This is a genomic window from Companilactobacillus bobalius (assembly GCF_009764355.1).
On record NZ_LNUA01000033.1, the window covers coordinates 95,228 to 116,458 of the forward strand.

17 protein-coding genes are annotated in these 21,231 nt (G+C 34.3%); 1 reads left to right on the forward strand and 16 read right to left on the reverse strand.

Translation table 11 applies throughout. The features are described 5' to 3' along the window. Positions 1–660: 660 nt before the first annotated feature. Entirely contained in the window at positions 661–4,839 is a 4,179-nt protein-coding gene (locus tag ATN92_RS11865; RefSeq protein ID WP_056953416.1) for a beta strand repeat-containing protein, read from the forward strand. A 119-nt stretch (positions 4,840–4,958) separates the two neighbouring features. Here the strand turns inward: ATN92_RS11865 and ATN92_RS11870 are convergent, their stop codons facing one another. The 16 genes from ATN92_RS11870 to ATN92_RS11945 all read right to left on the reverse strand — a co-directional run bounded on the left by ATN92_RS11870 (position 4,959) and on the right by ATN92_RS11945 (position 21,227). Beyond that, positions 4,959–5,621, reverse strand: a complete 663-nt coding sequence (locus ATN92_RS11870; RefSeq protein WP_056953414.1) for a hypothetical protein — start codon at positions 5,619–5,621, stop codon at positions 4,959–4,961. A 73-nt stretch (positions 5,622–5,694) separates the two neighbouring features. Beyond that, entirely contained in the window at positions 5,695–6,384 is a 690-nt protein-coding gene (locus ATN92_RS11875; protein WP_056953412.1) for a 2,3-diphosphoglycerate-dependent phosphoglycerate mutase, read from the reverse strand. Positions 6,385–6,525: 141 nt separating this feature from the next. Then, entirely contained in the window at positions 6,526–7,962 is a 1,437-nt protein-coding gene (locus ATN92_RS11880; protein WP_056953410.1) for a Rossmann-fold NAD(P)-binding domain-containing protein, read from the reverse strand. 67 nt (positions 7,963–8,029) lie between these two features. Further along, the gene (locus tag ATN92_RS11885; RefSeq protein WP_056953407.1) at positions 8,030–9,082 is read right to left on the reverse strand and encodes an AI-2E family transporter; all 1,053 of its coding nucleotides are present in this window, start codon (positions 9,080–9,082) and stop codon (positions 8,030–8,032) included. Positions 9,083–9,092: 10 nt separating this feature from the next. Then, positions 9,093–9,893, reverse strand: a complete 801-nt coding sequence (locus ATN92_RS11890) for a YdcF family protein (RefSeq protein ID WP_056953405.1) — start codon at positions 9,891–9,893, stop codon at positions 9,093–9,095. A gap of 15 nt (positions 9,894–9,908) precedes the next feature. Beyond that, a complete protein-coding gene (locus tag ATN92_RS11895) occupies positions 9,909–11,336 on the reverse strand; it encodes a hypothetical protein (RefSeq protein WP_056953403.1) in 1,428 nt (475 codons plus the stop codon). 147 nt (positions 11,337–11,483) lie between these two features. Next, positions 11,484–12,449, reverse strand: a complete 966-nt coding sequence (locus ATN92_RS11900) for a peptidoglycan recognition protein family protein (protein WP_056953401.1) — start codon at positions 12,447–12,449, stop codon at positions 11,484–11,486. Positions 12,450–12,553: 104 nt separating this feature from the next. Then, complete coding sequence (locus ATN92_RS11905; RefSeq protein ID WP_056953400.1) at positions 12,554–13,042, reverse strand: sigma-70 family RNA polymerase sigma factor; 489 nt, start codon at positions 13,040–13,042, stop codon at positions 12,554–12,556. A gap of 161 nt (positions 13,043–13,203) precedes the next feature. Further along, the gene (locus tag ATN92_RS11910; RefSeq protein ID WP_056953398.1) at positions 13,204–13,953 is read right to left on the reverse strand and encodes a hypothetical protein; all 750 of its coding nucleotides are present in this window, start codon (positions 13,951–13,953) and stop codon (positions 13,204–13,206) included. Positions 13,954–14,101: 148 nt separating this feature from the next. Then, complete coding sequence (locus tag ATN92_RS11915; RefSeq protein ID WP_056953396.1) at positions 14,102–15,826, reverse strand: glucosaminidase domain-containing protein; 1,725 nt, start codon at positions 15,824–15,826, stop codon at positions 14,102–14,104. 120 nt (positions 15,827–15,946) lie between these two features. Then, entirely contained in the window at positions 15,947–16,186 is a 240-nt protein-coding gene (locus ATN92_RS11920; RefSeq protein ID WP_056953394.1) for a hypothetical protein, read from the reverse strand. A 160-nt stretch (positions 16,187–16,346) separates the two neighbouring features. Next, on the reverse strand, positions 16,347–17,366 hold the full coding sequence (locus ATN92_RS11925) for an acyltransferase (protein WP_056953393.1): 1,020 nt from the start codon (positions 17,364–17,366) through the stop codon (positions 16,347–16,349). Positions 17,367–17,459: 93 nt separating this feature from the next. After that, positions 17,460–18,419, reverse strand: a complete 960-nt coding sequence (locus tag ATN92_RS11930; RefSeq protein WP_056953390.1) for an ABC transporter substrate-binding protein — start codon at positions 18,417–18,419, stop codon at positions 17,460–17,462. A 430-nt stretch (positions 18,420–18,849) separates the two neighbouring features. After that, positions 18,850–19,512, reverse strand: a complete 663-nt coding sequence (locus tag ATN92_RS11935) for an MgtC/SapB family protein (protein ID WP_056954031.1) — start codon at positions 19,510–19,512, stop codon at positions 18,850–18,852. A gap of 45 nt (positions 19,513–19,557) precedes the next feature. Next, the gene (locus tag ATN92_RS11940; protein ID WP_054643577.1) at positions 19,558–20,385 is read right to left on the reverse strand and encodes a PTS system mannose/fructose/sorbose family transporter subunit IID; all 828 of its coding nucleotides are present in this window, start codon (positions 20,383–20,385) and stop codon (positions 19,558–19,560) included. After that, complete coding sequence (locus tag ATN92_RS11945; RefSeq protein ID WP_056953388.1) at positions 20,382–21,227, reverse strand: PTS mannose/fructose/sorbose/N-acetylgalactosamine transporter subunit IIC; 846 nt, start codon at positions 21,225–21,227, stop codon at positions 20,382–20,384. Before ATN92_RS11945 ends, ATN92_RS11940 begins: the two co-directional genes overlap by 4 nt. Positions 21,228–21,231 lie beyond the last annotated feature (4 nt).

Here is a 21,231-nt window from a genome sequence, read left to right on the forward strand (position 1 = left end):
TTCATATTGAAGTTTCGGCCTACTAATCCCATCAAATTACCATAACCTGAAACTAATCATTCTTTTAATCTAATGGTCAATTTGCAACATTATTTCTCAATTTATTAGACTAATTTTTTGAGAGATCACTATACGACATAAAAATAAAAAGGCCATATTTTCATATGACCATCAAGAAATATTAGTTCTTTGGATAACAAATTAATTCATAATTAATGTATATTACATTTGGAGGATATTTTGAAAAGACTATATAATTTCAACAATCGAATTAATATTTTACTTAAGCTTAAAATTTTGAAATTTTTATTGATAAAAAACGAATCATTAATAATTTAGGATATTTCTTTTTCAAAATACTTTCCACAGTACTTCATAGAAAATGCTTGAATTCATAACGATGTTTTTAGTTTATCTATCCACCTGCATTGATACCAGACATTAAAAACATCAATGATGTTGTGAAAAAGTACCCTTGGATCAATCTAAGGATACTTTTTATTATCATTAATAATATCTTTTATATGCTTAATTAATTGTTCTATTAATGTAACTTATAATACTTTATATATATAAAATTAATTCTTTTTGTGTTTTTTAACATTATATGAAATATAATTATTAATAACTTAAGCGTTTTAATTTTGGAGGGAAATATTTATGAAATTGAATAAGTCACTAATAGCTACTATTGGTATTTCATTCTTTTCGACAATAGTACTTGGCAATTTAAATATTCAGCAGGTCAAAGCTGATGCAAACAATCCATCAATAACCAGTACTTCTAAGGATAACTCCTCTACAAGTTCTTCTAGTACTTCCAATCCTACCGATTTTGCTAGTTCTAACAGTCCCTCTAATTCAAAAAATAATTCCAATTCCACTGATTCTTCAACTCCCTCTACCCTCACTAGTTCCCCTGATCCTACAGCTAATTTAAATTCCATTGGATCAAATTCTGAAGATACTTCTAACACCGTCGACAACGTTAGTTCTAATAATGCTTCAGATTCCACATCTACTAACAGTAATGAGTTGCAACAATCCAACATTACCCTCACTGATTCAAATGGGAACAAAGTAATTAATAGTAAAAACCAGGAGTTTTCCCTTTCTGACAAATATAAAGTTGGAACCGATATTACCAGTTTATTACCAGACGATTTAAAAAAAGCCTATAAAATAGATGCTGGTCAAAACACAACTATTACCGCAGGAACTACTGATTATAATCTAAAAGTTACCGCTAACAAAACCAACCTGATTATGAAAGTCTATGGCAAGAATAGCGATGGAGCGGGTTCCGGTAATACAACTTACAATGTTCCATATGGAACCCCCGTTACTTTAGCGTATAGTAACGGTTTGGGTAGTGTAGACAAATATGTCTTCAAAGGCTATGCGTTTACAAAGTTGGTTGATAGAAATGGCAATGATCTTCCCACTGCTAATGGCAGCACAATAACTTTTACTTATGATATGCCTGCAATAAGTGATACTGACTCTTCAAATGTATATATTATTTATGCCATTTATGATATTCCAACTAACCAGTCTTTAAATGTCAACTATTTAGATGACCAGGGTAAACAACTATTTACTGACTCTTCAAAGAAATATAATGATGGAACCGATATTTTAACTGGTGATTCAATTAGTAATTTCTCTAATTTTTTAAACATCGATAATAAAAAATATACCTATTGGAAAATGGATCCTACTTTGCCTTATACCGTAACTGATAATAATTCGTTAACAGTTTATCTATTAGAAAATGATCTCAACTATACTACCGTTAACTATACAGACGAGAACGGTAATACAATTTATACCGACAAATTGCGTGGTGAAGTCGGTCAGACTGTAACTCCTAAAGATATTGCGACTATAAATCCTTCGTACCATATGGTAGATTCCATTAAAGATCATACGGTTACAGAAAAGAACACAACTCTAAACCTTCACGTTTCAGATGTACTTACTCTTCATCTTGTTCAAAAGGTCAATGGAGATATTGTCTTTGACTCTCAGACTACTAACAAAGCTTTTACGAAAATATTGCTTAAAAATGACGTTAAAGATATTGATTCAATCAGTTACGGTATAGACGATGCAGTCCAAGCCACATTCACTTCAGATCAGTTAACCGAATTTGACACAATAAGTACCCTTCTAAATATGTTTCCCTCTGCGGGTCTCAACTATGCTGTCATAAACTACAAAACAAGCGATGCCCCAACTGTTTCATACCAAGATGAAACTGGTAAAGAAGTATCCAATTTCACTCTAACTACTACTTCCAACGCTATCCAAAGTATTAAAGACAATGTTCCACCTTATTACTCTCTTCTTGATGAAGACAATCCCTATACTGTTAATAAAGATGGCAAAATAATATCCACAATTAAAAATAATTCTGCTTCAAGCATTTCAGGTAAAAATATTACATTATCTAACGGACAAAATTGGAATCCTGACGATACTATTTCTTCAGTTACCCTAGCTGATGGTACAAACATGACCGCCGAAGAGATAGCCGCTGCCATTAAGGACGGAAGTATTACAACAACTATTACTAACTCCGACGGCAACACTATTGATTCTCTAGATACCACTAAAACCGGTAAATATTCAGTCACCTATTCTTATAAAGATGTCACTGGAAAGACGGTTTCATCACAACCAATTACTCTAACTATTGAGGCTAAAGATTTTAGTGGTATCGTTGCTAAAGACTCAACCATTAAGAATGGTGCTTCTTGGCAACCTAGTGACAATATTTCTTCTGTAACTAAATCTGATGGTTCAGATATGACCGATGAGGAAATAGCCGCTGCTATCGAGAATAAAGACATCACTACAAGCATTGTTGATGCTGATGGCAGTACAATTGATTCATTAGATACTACCAAAGCTGGTAAATATACTGTTACTTATTCTTATAAAGATGATACCGGCTACACTGTTTCATCTCAACCGATCACTCTAACAATTAACGATAAAGATAAAGGTGCCATTACTACTAAAGATTCCACAATTGAAAATGGTGCTTCTTGGCAATCTAGTGACAACATTTCTACTGTAACTAAATCTGACGGTTCAGATATGACTGACAATGAAACAACTACTGCCATTAAAGATGGAACTATTACAACAACTATCACTGATTCAAGCGGTAATACAGTTGATTCTCTAGATACCACTAAGGCTGGAACTTATAAGATTACTTATAACTATAAAGATGAAGGCGAAAATACCATTAGTGCATCATCCACATTAACTATTAATGTTAGAGACCAAAGCAGTATCACTGCTAAAGATTCCACAATTAAAAATGGTGCCTCTTGGCAACCTAGTGACAATATTTCCTCTGTAACTAAATTTGATGGTTCAAATATGACTACCGATGAAATAGTCATTGCTATTAAAGATGGAACTATCACTACAGCTATTACTGATTCTGATGGTAATACGGTAAACTCTCCAGATACTACTAAAGCTGGTAAATATACAATTACCTATACTTACACAATTAATGGAAAAATTGTTTCGTCTCAACCAGTTATTCTAACCGTTAACGCTAAAGATCAAAGCAGTATTACAGCTAAAGATTCTACAATTAAGAATGGTGCCTCTTGGCAGCCTAGCGACAATATTTCTTTCGTAACTAAAACTGATGGTTCGGATATGACTACCAACGAAATCAACGATGCCATTAACAATGGTTCAATTAAGGTAACCATCACCGACCCAAGCGGAAATACCGTTACCTCAATCGATACGACTAATGTCGGAGATTACAAGGTTACTTATACTTATACGGATGATAAGGGTAATTCAACTACCATCAACCCACCAATCACCGTAACAGTAAGTAATCCTGTAGTTAATAACAGTGCTTTATCAACCAAAGATAGTACATTGAAAACCGGTAACACTTGGAATCCTGTAGATAATGTAAAGACTATAGTCGATTATTCTGGTAATAGTTTAACAGCTAGTCAGGCTTTAACTGATAAGACTCTTACCTATACCATCCAAGATAGTACAGGTTCTACAGTAGATTCAGTTGACACAACCAAGGTCGGATCTTATAAAATAACTTATTCATATACTGATACTACCGGAAAAGTTTTAACGTCCACAGCTACCATAACAGTTACTAAAGATCCGGCTGACAACAATGGCTCCAACAGTAGTGGTACAGGCAATTCCAATAACAATTCCACTGATCAACCCGACAGCAATAACTCTGACGATACTGAAATTTTTAATGGAACTATTACCATTTCAACAATAGATGCCAAAATATATGATGACAAAGGTAATTTTACAAACTGGACACTTACTTTGGACTCCAATTGGTTAACCGATAGAAAAATGAGTTTAAACGGTCAGACCTATTACCGTGTTGCCACTAACCAATGGGTTAAAGTTAGTGATACCTATGTTTATTATAATAATACAGGCTACATCAAAACTTACTCTGGCAACTATCCCTTAGTCGATTCACAGGGTAAAATTATCGCGAATGCAAGTCTAAATGCTAACAGCAATTGGCGCTTTGATAGATACGCTTATTTCAATAATCAGAAGTATTATCGTGTCGCTACGAATAAATGGATCAATGCTGAAAATGTTTTTGAATACCAACCAATCAGTAAAATTCTTAATACAAAAATTCATGTAAAAATATTTGATAGTGACGAAAATGTGGTAAGAACCATTTCATCATTGAGTCTTAAGACTGATCAAGCAGCAACAATCAATGGCACTAAGATGTATCGTGTTGCTACAAATGAATGGATCAAAGCTACTGATGTGAAAAATTTATATTAGTTCAAAAAAAATAATACCGACCGGATAGCATTTTAAGTGGCTATCAGGTCGGTATTTTTGATTAAATACAGCTATCATCTTTAAATATAGTTTTGTTGAGTTTTTTAAATGAATCAATTCTATTTTAATTTATTAATAGATATTTTGATTGGTTTGACATATTTGAATTCATATTTATCATCTGGAATATTTTCATTGGAATATTTTCTATTCTTTTTCATTTTCTTCCAGTATTTCCAATCAAAAATTTTACCTACCAATGCCAAATTTTTTTGCTCTATCCTCTTTAATTTAATTGATTTAACATCATGTTGTATTAGTGGAGTTGCACTAGCACTGTTGATAATATAATGTTTATTCATTTTCGGTTGAACAATACATAACCAGTGCGAGTTCGTAAAGTGAGTATGTTTTTCAATTATTTGTATTAAAATAAATTCATTATTTTTTAAATCATTAACATTTTTAACAAGATCATCATCCAAAATTTTCATATTTACACTATATTCAGATGCTAAAAGTGACTTTTCATTATTACTTTTAAGATAATAATCATCTAAAGCCTTTACGGCTACGTTACTATCGAAAAATTCACCGACATATGAACACTTCTTCTCTTTTGTAAAAAAGTTCAGCATATTTTTAGCTAACTGGGATAATTCTTTATTCTCATCTCTGCTACCTGACACGTATTTTAAACCATTAACGAATTCATAAATTAAACAGGTCGGTCCGTCTTGTTTTATTCGTCTAAAAATTTTATTATCTCCTTTATTCACCATTTATACAAAAAAACGCCCACACAGATTTACTCTGTATATAGGCGTTTTTTATTAAAAATAAACTAATCAAAAATTAGTTAAGCTTCTTCTTACTTACAACGTTCAACTTGTCATCCAAGTCATAAACAACTGGTTCACCAGTTGTCATTTCAACATCCATGATGTCAGCATCAGAGATATTTTCGATGTACTTAGTCAAAGCACGTAGTGAGTTACCATGGGCAGCGATGATTACGTTCTTGCCGTCTAATAGCTTAGGAGCAATTTCATCTTCCCAGAATGGAATTACACGTTCCAAAGTAACTTTAAGGTTTTCACCACCTGGAACAATTCTTGGGTCCAAGTTTGCGTAACGACGATCGTTAGCTGCTGAACCTTCGTCAGTAGCTTTCAATAGTGGAGGTAATGTATCGTATGAACGTCTCCAGATATGAACTTGTTCATCACCGTATTTTTCAGCTGTTTCAGCTTTGTTAAGACCTTGAAGTGCACCGTAGTGACGTTCGTTAAGTCTCCATGTCTTTGTTTCAGGAATCCATAATTGGTCACAGCCTTCAAGAGCGTAGTGCAATGTCTTGATAGCACGTGTCAATACTGATGTATAAGCTTGGTCAAATTGGATGCCAGATTCTTTAAGAAGTTTACCAGCGTTTTGAGCTTGCTTTACACCTTCTTCACTTAAGTCAACATCAACCCAACCAGTAAATTGGTTTGATAAATTCCATTCACTTTGTCCGTGACGAATGAAAACTAATTTTGCCATTTATATGATCCTCTTTTCATTTCTTTAACAATCTACATTTTACACGATATTGCCAATAAAAAAAAGAGAGTGACACCTAATTTAGCCTAAAAGACTAATTTTTGGCATCATTCTCATGAAAAAAATATTTTTAATGAAAATTTATTTTTGTTCTTTATAAATTGGTGTCTCGATTTCCTTTAAAGTTGTGATATCCATCTTGTTCTTGGCATTCTTATTCAAGTAAGTATTTACTTGATCAGTTCCAGCAATCACTGCAGAAACTTTATCTGTACCATCAATCAAACTGGAAATTCTATCAGCGTTTTCACTTTGTTTCATTACAATTGGAATCACTTCAATCCCATTATCACGTAGTGACAAGAGCTTCTTATAGAAGTCTGAACCAATCGAAACGAAGATAGTCGATGTACTTTGTTTCAAGGCCTGATTCTTAAGCCACCAGATAATTAAATCTTCATCACTGTCAAATGTACTCATCAAGACGTTACCTTCACTGAAGAGTTGAATATAAGGCTCGTCACCTGTATAACTCTTGATCAAGACAAGTGTTCCATCTTGGCGATAAAAGTTCTCGCGAACCACTTTGTTGGCATTACGATGATCGTAAAATTGTGTGGCAGAGATAACTCCGTTAACGTCAAAAATATCACGACTTAATACTTGTTCATCTTTATAGTGACGAATAATTTGTAGTTGATGATTGGAATCACGAGAAACTTCCATAACTAATTTATCGTTAGCATCCAAAATTTTATCAACTTTATCAGTCACATGTTGAACACGATAATCAGCATCAAATGGTATCTCAGCAGGCGTGATAGGTACATTCAAGTCACGACCTTGCAACTCATTGTACATATTCAATAAGTAAGCATTCCCATCAACGAAACCGGCATTTTGATAATTCATCCAAGTTGCGTCAATTTGGTCATTATAAGTAACAGAGATTGCATTAGCCAATAATCCCCGATCAGCTAAAGTCATTGTCATCTGTTGCCACATTGATGTGACATCACTATCTGGATTGGCAGGCAAATCATCAGTAAAGACAAAATAGCTTGTATTAGGATCCAAATAGATCTCATTAGCCATTTCATCAGTTCCAAACCATTCTTTCAATGAATCATTGATATCATTGATACGGTCAGTTGCCTGTCTTCTCTCATCAATTTGGTCACTACCAACCGTTCTCAAAAGATGATTGCAATAGCTACGGTCAGCTAATAATTGACTACGTAATTGTGACTTAAGGTCAGCACTTTGATCCAAAGTATTTTGTAAACTTTGTTCAGTGTATTCCCAATCCTCATTGCCAGGTTGTCCCGGTTGAACCGGTGCTTGTGCTTGAGGTTGAGGCTCTTGTGGCCCAAAGTAGTAATTATTGTTGCTACTATTAAAATCTTGATTGTTAGGTGTAAATTGAGTCCCCATCCCCATATTAGGGTCATTATTGAATTGGCCTTGACTAGGATCAAAATTATTTTGGTCTGGTTGTTGAGGTGTCTGATAAGAAGAATTATTCGGATCAGAATAATTATCATCGTTGTCTTTCTTTTTTCTATCAAAAAATGACATAACTTAATCTCCTATCTACGTCAGTTAGTTATCTCCATTATATATGACAAGTTTTCTTTAAAGTTAATTATAACATTTTCTTTAATTTTATTCTCTTCTTTTTGGAGTTCTTAGTAATCGAATGAACGCCTAATATATCAAGGAAGAAAACAAAGATTGGTATACCAATAATCAATCCCCATGTACCAAGCAATTCCTCTGATACGATCAATACAACAAATGTAAAGAAAATTGGCAAATGTGTCATGCTGGACATGAATTGTGGATTCAGGAAATACGTTTCAATCATATGAATAATCACGATCATGATAATGATATAAATAACGTATCTGATACCGCCAACCGTATAAGCAATGAAACTCAGTGGGATCATCGAAATAATAACTCCAGCTACCGGAATCAGTGACAAGATGAAGACCATCACTGCCAAAGCAATAATCCCTGGCATCTGCATGAACAACAAAGTAATTGTCGTCAAGGCTGTATTAACAACGGCAATCATCAATTGTGCTTCCAGAACAACACCGAAAGTATTGACAAACTTTTGTCCAAAATACTTTAAGTCAGAGAATACCCAACCATAATTGCTGTCCAAGAATTGTCTTCCGAAGGAATTCATTTGTTCTACCTGACTAGCATAGAAGAAACTCAATAAGAATGAGACAACAATATTGAATCCGACTGCACCAACACTGCTGATGTAGTTTACAACTTGCGTGATGGCTCCCTTAATTTGATTATCCAAATTAATTTGTTGCAAATAATTATAAATAACATTCAAATAAGGATTCGAACGTACTTCTTTACTTTCATAAAACTTCTGTAACGATGAGAACATTTTTGCTGTTTGCGTGATCAGTTGCGGCACATAGTTAGCAATGACAAAAACTAATAACGCAATAATTATCAAATAAACTGGTGCTATTACCCAAATCGGTTTAATTCTGGGAAACTTTCTTTGAATTACTCGAACTAATTGAACTGACAAGAAGGTAAAAGTAAAAGTTAGTAGAAATAGACTCATCATCCCTCGAAAAAGATAGATCAGCAATATGACTAAAGCTAATAACGTGAATCTTCTCAATCGTTTGTTATCAACGAACTTATCGTACAAACTCATATAAAACTCCTCACATACACATACTTAGTGAAAATACCAAATCCATTCCTAATAACGTCAACAATGAATAACGATGATACCAAACAATCGCCGTAAACTCACGAAACATTGCTGGCCACTTCAACATTCTAACAGTACAAGCGGCCGCAAATTGAACTTTTAAGCCCAATCTTTTGGCGTGCCATTTAGTTCTAGGAATATGATAATCACTCGTTACTATAATAACCCTTGGCCGTGTTTTTTTCTGCCATGCTTGATGAATTTCGATCGCCGAATACTCTAAATTCTGTACTGTATTGATCGATTCATCCTCTTTAATAATAACCGATTCCGAAATATTTCTATCTATTAAGTACTTGCGCATCATCTCAGCTTCGGTTCCATATGATGATTCTGAACTTTTAGCACCACTAACAATAATCTTCGGTTTATATTCAAAACGATTGTATAGTTGTATTGCCTTATCCAAACGTTCACTCAATATTGGTGGTACTCGTGATCCCATACATTTATTACCCAAAACAACTAAGAAATCTGGTTGTTTGGCGGCCGGTAACTCGCGCAAATCACGTTTCATTTGATACATATAAACCAACATGATCACTAACAAAATCAAATCCACCGTTGCAAAATTGAACGCATAGGCACGTAAATACTTATCTACTGAAACAATCGAAATGAAGTATAACGCCGCTATGGTTATGACAGCAACTCCTATGGCAAAAATCGGTAAGCGACTATAGGCATACCTTATTTTATAAATAATCATTACCTCAATCATTGATACAGCAAATATTAATAAATAAGTCATATTCCCCTCCATGGCTTAATCTAAACTGAATTTTAATTTTGGAACCTTCAATGGAAAGTCCTTAACTAAAGTCCAGGTTACTGTTGTTGAATCTTTATCTGGTTGTTTCAAAAGAAATAATCGATTGTCCAATGAACCATAAACTAAAAATTTACCCTTAGTAGTTGTAACAGCCGGTCCATTCTGTGAATAAGCTGAAGGTGATACTAAAAACATATATTGCATCAATGGTTGTTTACTACCGTTGACACTAATCCCTTGATAGTCAGTCGGTTGTAAATTAGTTCCATATTGACCACCAAAATTAACCCCTAAATTGCCAATTTTTTTATCATTATTATCCGAAATAGCTCCTGCCAATTGCATTAAATCAGCATTCGATGATAAAGGATTTTCTTTATATTTATCGTAGTAATCTTGAGTCTGTGAAATGGCTGCTTTCAAATCAGTTTGAGCAGTATCCGATTTAGTCAATAAATTACCATTCTTATTGCTCTGACCATCCTGAACTCGGACCGTGTAGTCACCTGAATACAAGTACAACTGATTAGAATCCGTTTCAATTCTAATGTTAGCTCGCTTGATTTGATTCCCCGTAGCTTTTGAATTAACCTTCAAATTAACACTCTTAGGCAAAAGTCGATCCGTGTTCTGTCCATGATAATAGTAATTAATCGTCAACAGGTTCTTCGGGGTTAAATAGTACTTACCATATAAACTCTGTACCTGACCACTTTCAATTAACGTTTCCATGACAACTTTGCTATCGGTATCATCATTTAACTTCTGGGCTGAATGTTCCGTTAAAGTCAGCTGATAAGTCCCATTCTGATTAATCGTTAGATTCCCATCAGTTCGACGATAGTCAATAATTGTTTTGAAGTTATAATTACCAATCATCACATTATTAGCCGTTAACGGTTTAGCATTACTGTTAACATCGATGATATGATCTGGCATTTGTTTAGAAGAAATACTTTGAGACAAATCTTTTTTCGTGTTATTAGCAGCAGTAGACGGTTTGTCTACTTTAGTAATATAGGCAAATTTATACGTGTCACCACCAGAAGACACCGAATAACCCTTCATATGTTTACCATAGACATTTTCATGATAAGTTTTTTCAATTTTTAAAACTAAATCTTTTTTAGCCGTCTTAAAGGTAATCGTTCTACCATCACGATTTAAAACGTATTTTGGATTGTTAAATTGATTATCAAATCGGTTAATGCCGACTTTACCATTAATAGTAGAAACATCTTTTATTTCTGCTCGTTGGTTCTTTAAAAACTTAATTGAAACAGTATCGTTTTCTCCCTGATCTTGATACAAATACCAAGTTTTGTTACTGGAAACTACCTCATCAGTTTCCTTTGGCTTGCATCCTAAGATTGTTAGGAATAAACAAAGAATTCCAAGAACCGCTAAGAATTTTTTAACCATATTGTTCACTCAATGCCTTTCTGAAGACAATTATACAACTTCAAGATTAACCCCTATTATGAAATAATGATAGCAAAAAAAGACCTGCTTTTCAGCGGGTCTTTTGTAATAATTTGTTATCAAAGAATATTTCATTCTATATTGAAATTATGCTAGTGGTTTAATAATTTGTCCAACTGAACTTTCTGGAACCCACTCATTAGTAGCAACACGATAATACTTAATACCATTAACTACTTTAACTTGATCCATTTGCCAATCAGTCCCTGTACCTAAAGCACGGTTTGTAATTCTAGACATAGTATCATTATTCAATGAGTATAGAGAAATATATTCTTTCGAACCATCTTTAACTCTAAGAATTCCAATGTTACTTGCCTGGTTACCATTATTAGTATTAGCATTTCCACCGTTGTTAGTGTTGCTGCCCTTTAATTGGTTATAATACTTACCAACTAAATCATAGAACTGATCCATGCTGTAACCCCATTGAGCAAAGTAGCCAACTGGATCAGTATGATTTGTTTCTTTGTACATTCTTGAAACATCGTTATGTGAAAGAACTGTCTTACCAGGTGTAAATGGTAATCCATATTGAACTAATCTAAAGGCTGCGTAGTAAGCTTGGTTAGCAACGGATCTAGCAAATTGATCTGTTGTATTTACACGACACAACTCAACTTGAATGTATTTGTTATTAGCAGTTTGACCTGCTCCCCAAACACCATAGTCAGCACTATGGATATTTATAATTTCTTTATCATCGACAAAAGCATGAACATAAGTGTATGTTGTTGGCCATGACCAATTAAAGTATGAAACTTCATTTTCGGCTGTAGCACCAGGTGTTGCAGTTTCGTGGATAACGACCCCTTCTGGCTTACCAACACCGTTCTCGTAACCGAACATCTTGTTAAATGTTCCTGCACGATATTGAATTGAAACTGGTTTAATGTTGTTATTATTAATGTAATCGTTGATTGCTGAAGTTGCAGCTTGTGTTGTTTGAACTTGTGAACCTAGTTGTGGAACCACTTGTCCAACAGTTGCAAAACCGACACTTGCAAGTGCAGCTGAAGTAGCTAAACTTGTAATAAATTTCTTCGAGACCATAATATATATTTCCTTCCCAATGTTAATTTCCTTAACCCATAAATTATAACAATTTTCAAAGCATTTTTGAGAAAAGTAACAAATATGTAAACAGATAGTAAAATTTACTTTTGATTCATTGCTCTTAATTTGGTTAAAAGCCTATTTCGCTGGTATCTAAGGTTACGGGGCGTCTGTTGATGATGTTGAGCAATTGTTGTGAGTGAAATCCCATTCATGAAATGTTCCTGCAATATTTCTTTTTCCAATTCAGATAATTTTTGCCAATCAACGAAATTAATTTGAGTAATTTCTGTCTCCGGTACTCTTTGAAAATCAAACTCTTCTAAACTATGAAAATCGAAGTATTGTTTCTCTTGTCGCAACATATCGGTTAACCGCCAAACCAATTTTTGAAACACATATGGTTTGAACTTAGTCATATTTTGATCTCTTTGACAGTATTTTAAATAAGTTTGTGCATAAATAATTACTGCTTCTTGAAAGTAATCTTCATAATCACAACGAGTCACATAAATATGAACTCGTTTCAAAGCTCCATGAATTAATTGTTGATTCTCTAATGCTTGCTGAAATCCTAATTCTAGATTCATTGTGAGCATCTCCTAGTTTTACTCACAAGCGCTTGTGGTAAAACTAGGATAACTAATTTAGACTAGAAAAATTAGTTGCCAAAACAGTCTAAGAATAAGGCTTTAATTCGATCGATTAAAAAAGAACACCCACAAACAGTGTTCTTTTTTGGTTTTGGCGATTAATATAATTTTTTAATTCTGGTTAAATTTTGATGGTAATACTTTTTCGTCTCGAGTTTACCTAATCCTTCAATACCTTGATTTATCAAAATAAACTCAATCAAATGCCAGTAAAATATCGGCAAACTGTTCAATAGGCAAATTTTTGAATGCAAATCACAACGACATCTATCATACGTAGAAAATAATTTATTACACTTATACTTTAAATGACAACTACCAACATTAACCATCATTTCAAATACGTTTAATGAACACTTCATTAAAAAGTAAATATCATGCAATCTTTTTTCCAAATCTCCCCTTGGAAAATCTAATTGAATCTTATGGCTGCTCTCGGTGACAAAATAGGCTTTCTTTTCAATTTGTTCATAGCATTCTAAGAAGTGAACAGCAATCCAATCGGCATTTCTTCGACTGGCCCCAGTCATTGGCATATAGGCAATATCTTCATGAATAAACGGCGTATAGTGAGTCATCCCATACAAATCAGCTAAAAACTTGGCCATGGCAAATCCTATTCCATTAATCAAATACATCTCATTCATAATCTTCCTGGTCGTTCTTGAGTCAATAAAGATTCCTTGTTCAGCATGAACAACAATCGTATTTCCCAAATTAGTGATATCTGAAATATCCAACAAGGCTTCAATTTTATAATCAACTTTAAAATTTTTACAAACATTGAGAGAACTAAAGATTCTTTTAGATATTACATCCTTAATGGATTTAAAATTTGATATCATCATTTATTTTCCCTAAAATATTTATTTACTCACTTTTCATGAGTATGTCAACAATATAACAAGAATATATGTTCTGAAGATACCAAAATATATAATTTATTCAAAATAATTTCACGTAATTTGTACAAAAAAAGAAGCCCCTAAGGACTTCCTAATCTGCATTGAAAATACAGTATTTTCCGTTGACCCAACCGGCATTTACTTTATACCAAGTTTGACCATCGACAATTTGTTTTGAGGTTACACGCCAAGTCGTACCATCGGCTAGACGAGTTCCTGTAAATTTATTATTGGCAGCAGGACTGTTATAAACGTTGACACCATATCCAGGAATATAGTTAATCTTTGCCATACCACTAACACTTGTTACATAGTTAGATCCTTTAACTTGAACATCGTTAGCACTGACCCATTGATTAGTAGCTACACGATACCAAATGGAACCATCTGAATGAGTAGACTTCTGATCAATCTTCCAATCAGTTCTGTTTGAAAGACTAACTGCCAAAAGATTATGTTTATCATCATAAACTTTGGCTCCTGGATTAGCAGTGATGTTAACGATATCGGGATAAGATACTACTTTATCCTTAGTATAGTCACCATGTGATTGTGTTGATTTCAAGGAAACATCAGTTGCCTTGATATAACAGTCGTTACCTACAAAGTAGAATTTATTACCAGAATTATCCAACACATACTTAGTTGTAATCCAAGAAGATTGATATGGCAAAACTCGATTCGTAGCCGTATTCAAATTAGGCAAACGATAAACTACGGAACCACTCTTATTAATAATAATTGCTGTATCAGCAATATTAACTGGTGGGTTAGTCTTTTCAGATTCCAATTGAACATCTGAAGCCTTTACGTATTCGTTTGTCGAGACTTGATAATAAGTCGTACCGTCAGATTTAACGACCTTAGATGTAACTTTCCATCTAGTTCCGTTAGCTAAAGTACGGTTAGCAGCTATTTTATCAGCGTTTATATAAACATGTGCTGAATTTTTATTAGTTATTGTTACAACATCGTTTAATTTTGTTTGTGTACCTTCAATTGCATTTTCATTACCAGTACCATTTGTACTGGCTTTTCCATCATATTGTGTCAAATTAGAGCTCTCAATTATATTATTTAATACAGCTGCATAGGTTGGTGAAGTGGCATAACGTCCTTGCAACCAAGCTGTAGCATCTTTATAAGAAGAGGTATTCTCTCTCCATGTACCTTTATAGAAAGCACTATTTCCTTGAATACCATTACGTAACTTATCGCCATTATCAGCAAAAGATGCGTAAACACTAGGGTACTTTCTAAAGTTAGCATAAATAGTGTAGTAGCCCTTATCGGCACTCCACTCTTGAGTTGGTAGTGAGACATATGAACCTTGATAGTCCCCTTTAATACCAAAGTAATTATTATACTGTGATGATAATACTGAAGTACCCCAACTACTTTCCAAAATAGATTGTGCCATCATTACTGAAGCATACAAATTGTATTTTGATGCAACCTGTTGTGCCTGTGGAGCAACCTTAGCCAAGTAGGCTTGTTGTTGAGCAGTTGATGCTCCCTTAGTTGTTCCAGCTTGTGTCAAAGCGGCAACCGCATTAGCTGGCAAAACACTACTTCTACCAGATTTTTGATTAGCTTCAATAGCGTCAGCTGCATCCTCATTGATTGGTGCACCACTCTTGTCCATTACACTAGCAACAGTAGTATCCTTAGTCTCAGATGTATTTTGATTTTGGTCGTCAGTTTGATTACCCTCGTCATCAGAAACAGCAGCCTTAACTGGAGAAGTATTAGAAGAAATACCAACAGCGGCTAAAAAACTTGCTAATGCCGTTGAGGCAACCCATTTTTTATTCATAATTTGTCTCCTCCCAAATTCTTGTATATCTAATGCTTAGACTACTATTTAATTTGGAATTCGACAATAAAACCTTAAGAAATTTGGATATTTTTAAACTTTTTTAATGATTTAAAATCACTAACCTTCAGTAGGAATGAATTCAACATATTCAGCTTCGATCCATTCACCATCTTCAGCGATACGATAGAATTCTTTTCCGTCTTCACCTGTACCCTTGGCATCAGTATACCAAGCAGTTTGACCTTTAACGTATTTGTCTTGAAGCATTTTACGGTTAACTTCATAATTATCAAATAAGAAAACAACGTAGCGATCGTCTTGAGTTACTTTAACGATTCCTTGTACTTTTTCAAGCATTGCAATACCACCTTTAAAGTTAATATTAGTTACATTATACATTAATAGATAAAGAAATGACCTGCAATGATGAGTAAAAATAATAGCACCTATTCAGATTCCTCATTTTCCCTAATTATTACGGAAATTGAAATTCTGAATAGATGCCATTTTAATTTTTCTAAGTGAACAATCTTTTTACAACTGGTATCTTGCTTAAAATCAAAATTACTAATAGTGATAAGACAGTTGCTAAAACGAATACGTATAAGAAGTTAGCATTCACATAATACTTCATCACAAACTGTATTGATAATCCGTGAACTAGATAAACTCCATAAGTCAATGGTGCTATCAATTCAATCACTCGTGCAAATCCTTTACCATAACTTGTTTCAAAGCGTTTGAAGAGCATGAAGACCAATGCTGCAATGATTGGCGTATTGATGTTAGCAATGGCATTCAAGAATTGTAGGTTTGGTTTCAAACTGATAAAACTGATTAGAATATTGATTGCCATTAACACGGCCGCTATCAGGATATTCATATTGAGTTTTAACGAATGTTTGTCAATCTTAGAAATTCGATAACCAATAAAGAAGTAACCAATATCTTTGGAAACAACCACTCGGCCTAAATCAAAGGAATTGAAGTAAACTCCAATATTCTTAGGTGTAGTAGTTGTTAACGTTGGCAATGCAATATCAATGATGACCCAAAGAATTAACAAATACATCAACATCTTATCGTCAATCTTATCAGCAATAGCTTTCAAAAATGGTGACAATAAATACAAAGCAATCAATGGATACATAAACCAATATGCTATTAATACTGGTTTATGATACATCATTAACAATGTATTGCTGAAATCCTTCATATCAACTGGACCTGACATGGCACGAGCCAAATAAGCTGACACAACTGACCAAAGTAAGAATGGTACAACGACTCTGACCAATCGATGCTTGAATAAGTACTTTAAATCATAAGTTTTTTTACTGTTTAAAACCATGGCACCACTGATCATGAAAAAAAGTGGCACTGCGATTTCTGTCACTATAACGATGGAATTTACGACACCCCATTTTAACGTTGGTTGATAGTTAGCCAAATCATCAGCACAAGAATGCGCCAAAACCACCAATAACATCGCAAAAACTCTAATCGTATCGACATAGATTAGTCTTTTGTTCTTCAAGATATTTCCCTCAAATCAATTAAATAATAAGAACATTTTACCATTATTATCTGAGCAAGAAAAAAAGTTCATCATCAGATGAACTTTTTTTGATTACTTAACTTGTCTAAGCTTCATATTGGCTTTTTTATAATTGATTTTACCTTTGTATAACTTTTGTTGCTTAGCATACTTGAAGGCTTTCTTAAAATCAGATTTCTTAACCTTATGCATTGTCTTAAACTTAACATTCATGTTGTTCAACTTAGCAACAGCTTTATCGCTAGTTCCATAGTTAGAGAATGTCTTGTTAAGCATGATGTACATGTTACCCTTATTGATTTTCTTAACTTCTTGCTTCATAACATTGCATAGAATATTAGTATTAGAAACATTCTTCTTAGCATAATCGTTATTAACAATCAAAACATTACCATTATCAGCACTAATCTTATCTCTATTTAGAACCTTAGCACCATTAACTTTAGCTTCAGTCATTGATGGATCTTGTAAGACAGCAGCATCAACGTCGCCACTCTTCAACTGACTGACACGATCTGCCTCAGAATCAACTTGCTTCAATTTAACGCTAGATAACTTTAATCTGCTCTTCTTCAAAGCTTTCTTTAGATAGAACATTGAGTAGTCAGTTTTATCAACTGCAATTGTCTTACCTTTTAATTTCTTAACACTCTTGTACTTCTTGTTAGCAACTAAACCGCTATAACCAGGCATAGTACCAGCAATCTTCCAATTTGAATGTTTCTTAGAAATAGCTGCATAATTTACTAAATCAGTCACAGCCGCATTAACCGTTCCATCGGCAATAGCACTATTCAATTCTTTAGTAGAATCATATGCTTTCAGATCAACATTTAAATTGTTGTTCGTATAAGCATTTAAATCCTTACCCATTTGGGCAACAGCGGAAGGAATATTTTTAGTTGTTCCAATCGTGTATTGTGCTTGATCTGTGTCAGCAGCTTGAACGTTCTTTATCCCGACAAATGAGAATGAACTAAGCACTAAAAGACAAGCTACTAAAAAGATACTTATTTTCTTTAAGCTCTTCAATGTAAAAACTCCCTTTTCATTATTCAAGTTTCATCATAACGTAAAGGGAGCTGTTTTTTCTACTATAACTGTACTTATTTTATGTTTTTTCTACCTCAAAATTATCAACACTAAAAAATATCCGTATTAACCAATATACATTGGCTCTACGGACATTTCTTTCGAATTAAAATTAATTTTTATGATGAAAAATAATAGACTAATTTATTCATCTCAAGCTAAACAATCAAAGTGAGATTCAGTCTGGAGCAAAATTTGGGAATGCGTTCAGCTATGAGATCATTGTTACCGGCTTTACCGGTTACAGTGAGGCCGACTTTGGAAATCCATTATTTTGCACAAAGTGTAAAATAATTAGTTTCAAATCGTACCCATAACGTTCCAACAGCATTCCCAATTTTTGTGGAAGACGGCATACTTCACAAACCCATTACACGTTAATAGTCTCAACTTTAACAATATTTTCATTCATTGATAGATTCTCAACGATATCCACGTAATCAACATTTTTGCCAAAATCAATCGAGTAAATGTTGGTATAAATACTATTGTTGTTATTCAATTTGGAAACGCGGAATTTTACGTCTTCAACAGAAATTTTATTTTCTTTAAAGTAACCATCGATAAATTCCTTCGTTTCTACTTTCTGCTTATATTCAACTTTTAGTTTTCGTACCGGACTGATCCGGATAATCTTTTTCAAAAATGCTACCACACCAAACACCACCAAAAATCCACTTATTGCAATAATGTAGTTGCCCATTCCAATTGCGATTCCGATACAAGCTACAACCCAAAGGCTAGCTGCTGTAGTCAAGCCTCGGATTGAATGATTTTCAACAATTATCGTTCCTGCACCGAGAAATCCTATTCCACTGACAACTTGTGCTATCAGTCTAGCTTCATCTACTCGCAATATTCCTTTGTATTGAGGATATTGTTGGGCAACCATTAATGCATTGAAACCGAGATTCTTCTGAATCATTGCGATGATACAAGCTCCTAAGCAAACCAAGATGTGCGTCCTTAATCCGGCAGGTCGGTGCTTATAGGCTCGATCAATCCCAATGGCCCCGGAAAAAACTGTTGCCATCAATAATCTCGTAATTACTGTGATGGCATCCAATTGAGTCGTCAACTAAACAACACCAAGTAGTCCTAGGATAATAGCCAGAACTAAGACGCCTAATAGAATCCAGTTAACGTTAACTTTCTTGCTCAATAACCAGTAGCAAAGAAGTGTAATACTCAATGGAATCAAGCCTTTGAATAGTTGATCTAAATAAGTTTGAATCAAGATTGGCTTGCCACCAGCAATAGGAACAGACAACTTACTTTCAAACTTGACCATACTTGCAGTCATACTACCAATCATTAGAAGACCCAATGTACTTGCGGCCTTATTCAAAATCTTCATACTTCCGTTAGCATAAATTTTTTCAATAAAGGATGAACCTAATGAGAAGCCCATGTATGTTAAATAATATCTCGTTAAAATTGAAGGAATATTGTAGATCAATAGGAACAAAATTGGTCCTAAGATTGAACCTTGTGCAGCTAAACTGATACCAACACCGGCGGCGATAACACGGATAACACCCCAGAAAATTGAATCGCCAATACCTGATAGTGGACCCATCAAGGAAGTCTTCAAGGCAACGATTGATTCTGCATCAAAGTCTTTTTCTTGTGCATTCTTCTTTTCCATGGAAGCAACTAATCCCATAACGAAAGTACCAACGTTTTGAGTGATGTTATACCAAGTTGTGTGACGCATCATGGCTTCACGTCTGCCTTCAGGATCATCTTTGTAGTAACGATTCAAAGCAGGTGTGATTGAGTAAATAAACCCGGGAGCATGAGCTTTTGTAGCACCGGCACGACTGGCAAAAACGGTAAATGAACGCCAGAAGATACCATTTAGCATCTTTCGATCTTCTTTTGAAATGTTTTCATTTAATTTCATGAGAAAAAATCCTCCTCTTCTTGTTCCTCAGCTGTTTCGTTGTTAGAAGCCCCAGTTCCGGCAGCAGCCACTGGTCTCTTCTCTAATTCTTTTTGTTTGTTCTCCATATCTAATAATTGTTTGTCTTTGAAACTAATTACTAGAACTAAGATGATACCTAAAGCTGCAACAGCAACGGATGGTAAATTGAGGTAAGCAACCATAATAAAGCCTAAGAAGAAGTATGGAGCTAACTTCTTACTCCAAAGCATTCTCATCAAAATAGCGAATCCGACAGCTGGTAATAGTCCCCCAGTAGCTGAAAGTCCAGCCATCAAATTATCAGGAATACTATTGATCATATGTTGAACTGGTTTTGCTCCTTCAAGAACACTGAAAAATGTAATTAGTGAGAATACAAAGTAATTAATAAACCACATTGAATAATGCATGATTGCCATAGCACGAGGATTGTTATCCTTAGCATATTTATCAACAAGTGGTGCGAATAAGTTCATTACGACGTTCTTCATAAACATAGAAATAAAAGCGGCTAAAACTCCAATAGGCACAGCCAATGCCAAGGCAGCTTTTTCATTAACATTCAATACAATTGAGAATGTTGTGGCTAAAACTGTAGCGGTAACTGGTTCGGCTGATAAAGCACCACCGATATCAACAGCTCCCATGAAGATAGCTTCCAGTGAAGCCCCCATGATAATTCCGGCACGCATATCTCCAAAAATAATACCGGCAATACATCCAACAACAAGTGGACGTTCAATCATTGTTTGACCGAATAGCCAATTTCCACCGTAACAAACGAAAACGGTCAAAGCGGCTAAAAACGCTTCTCTATACATAATT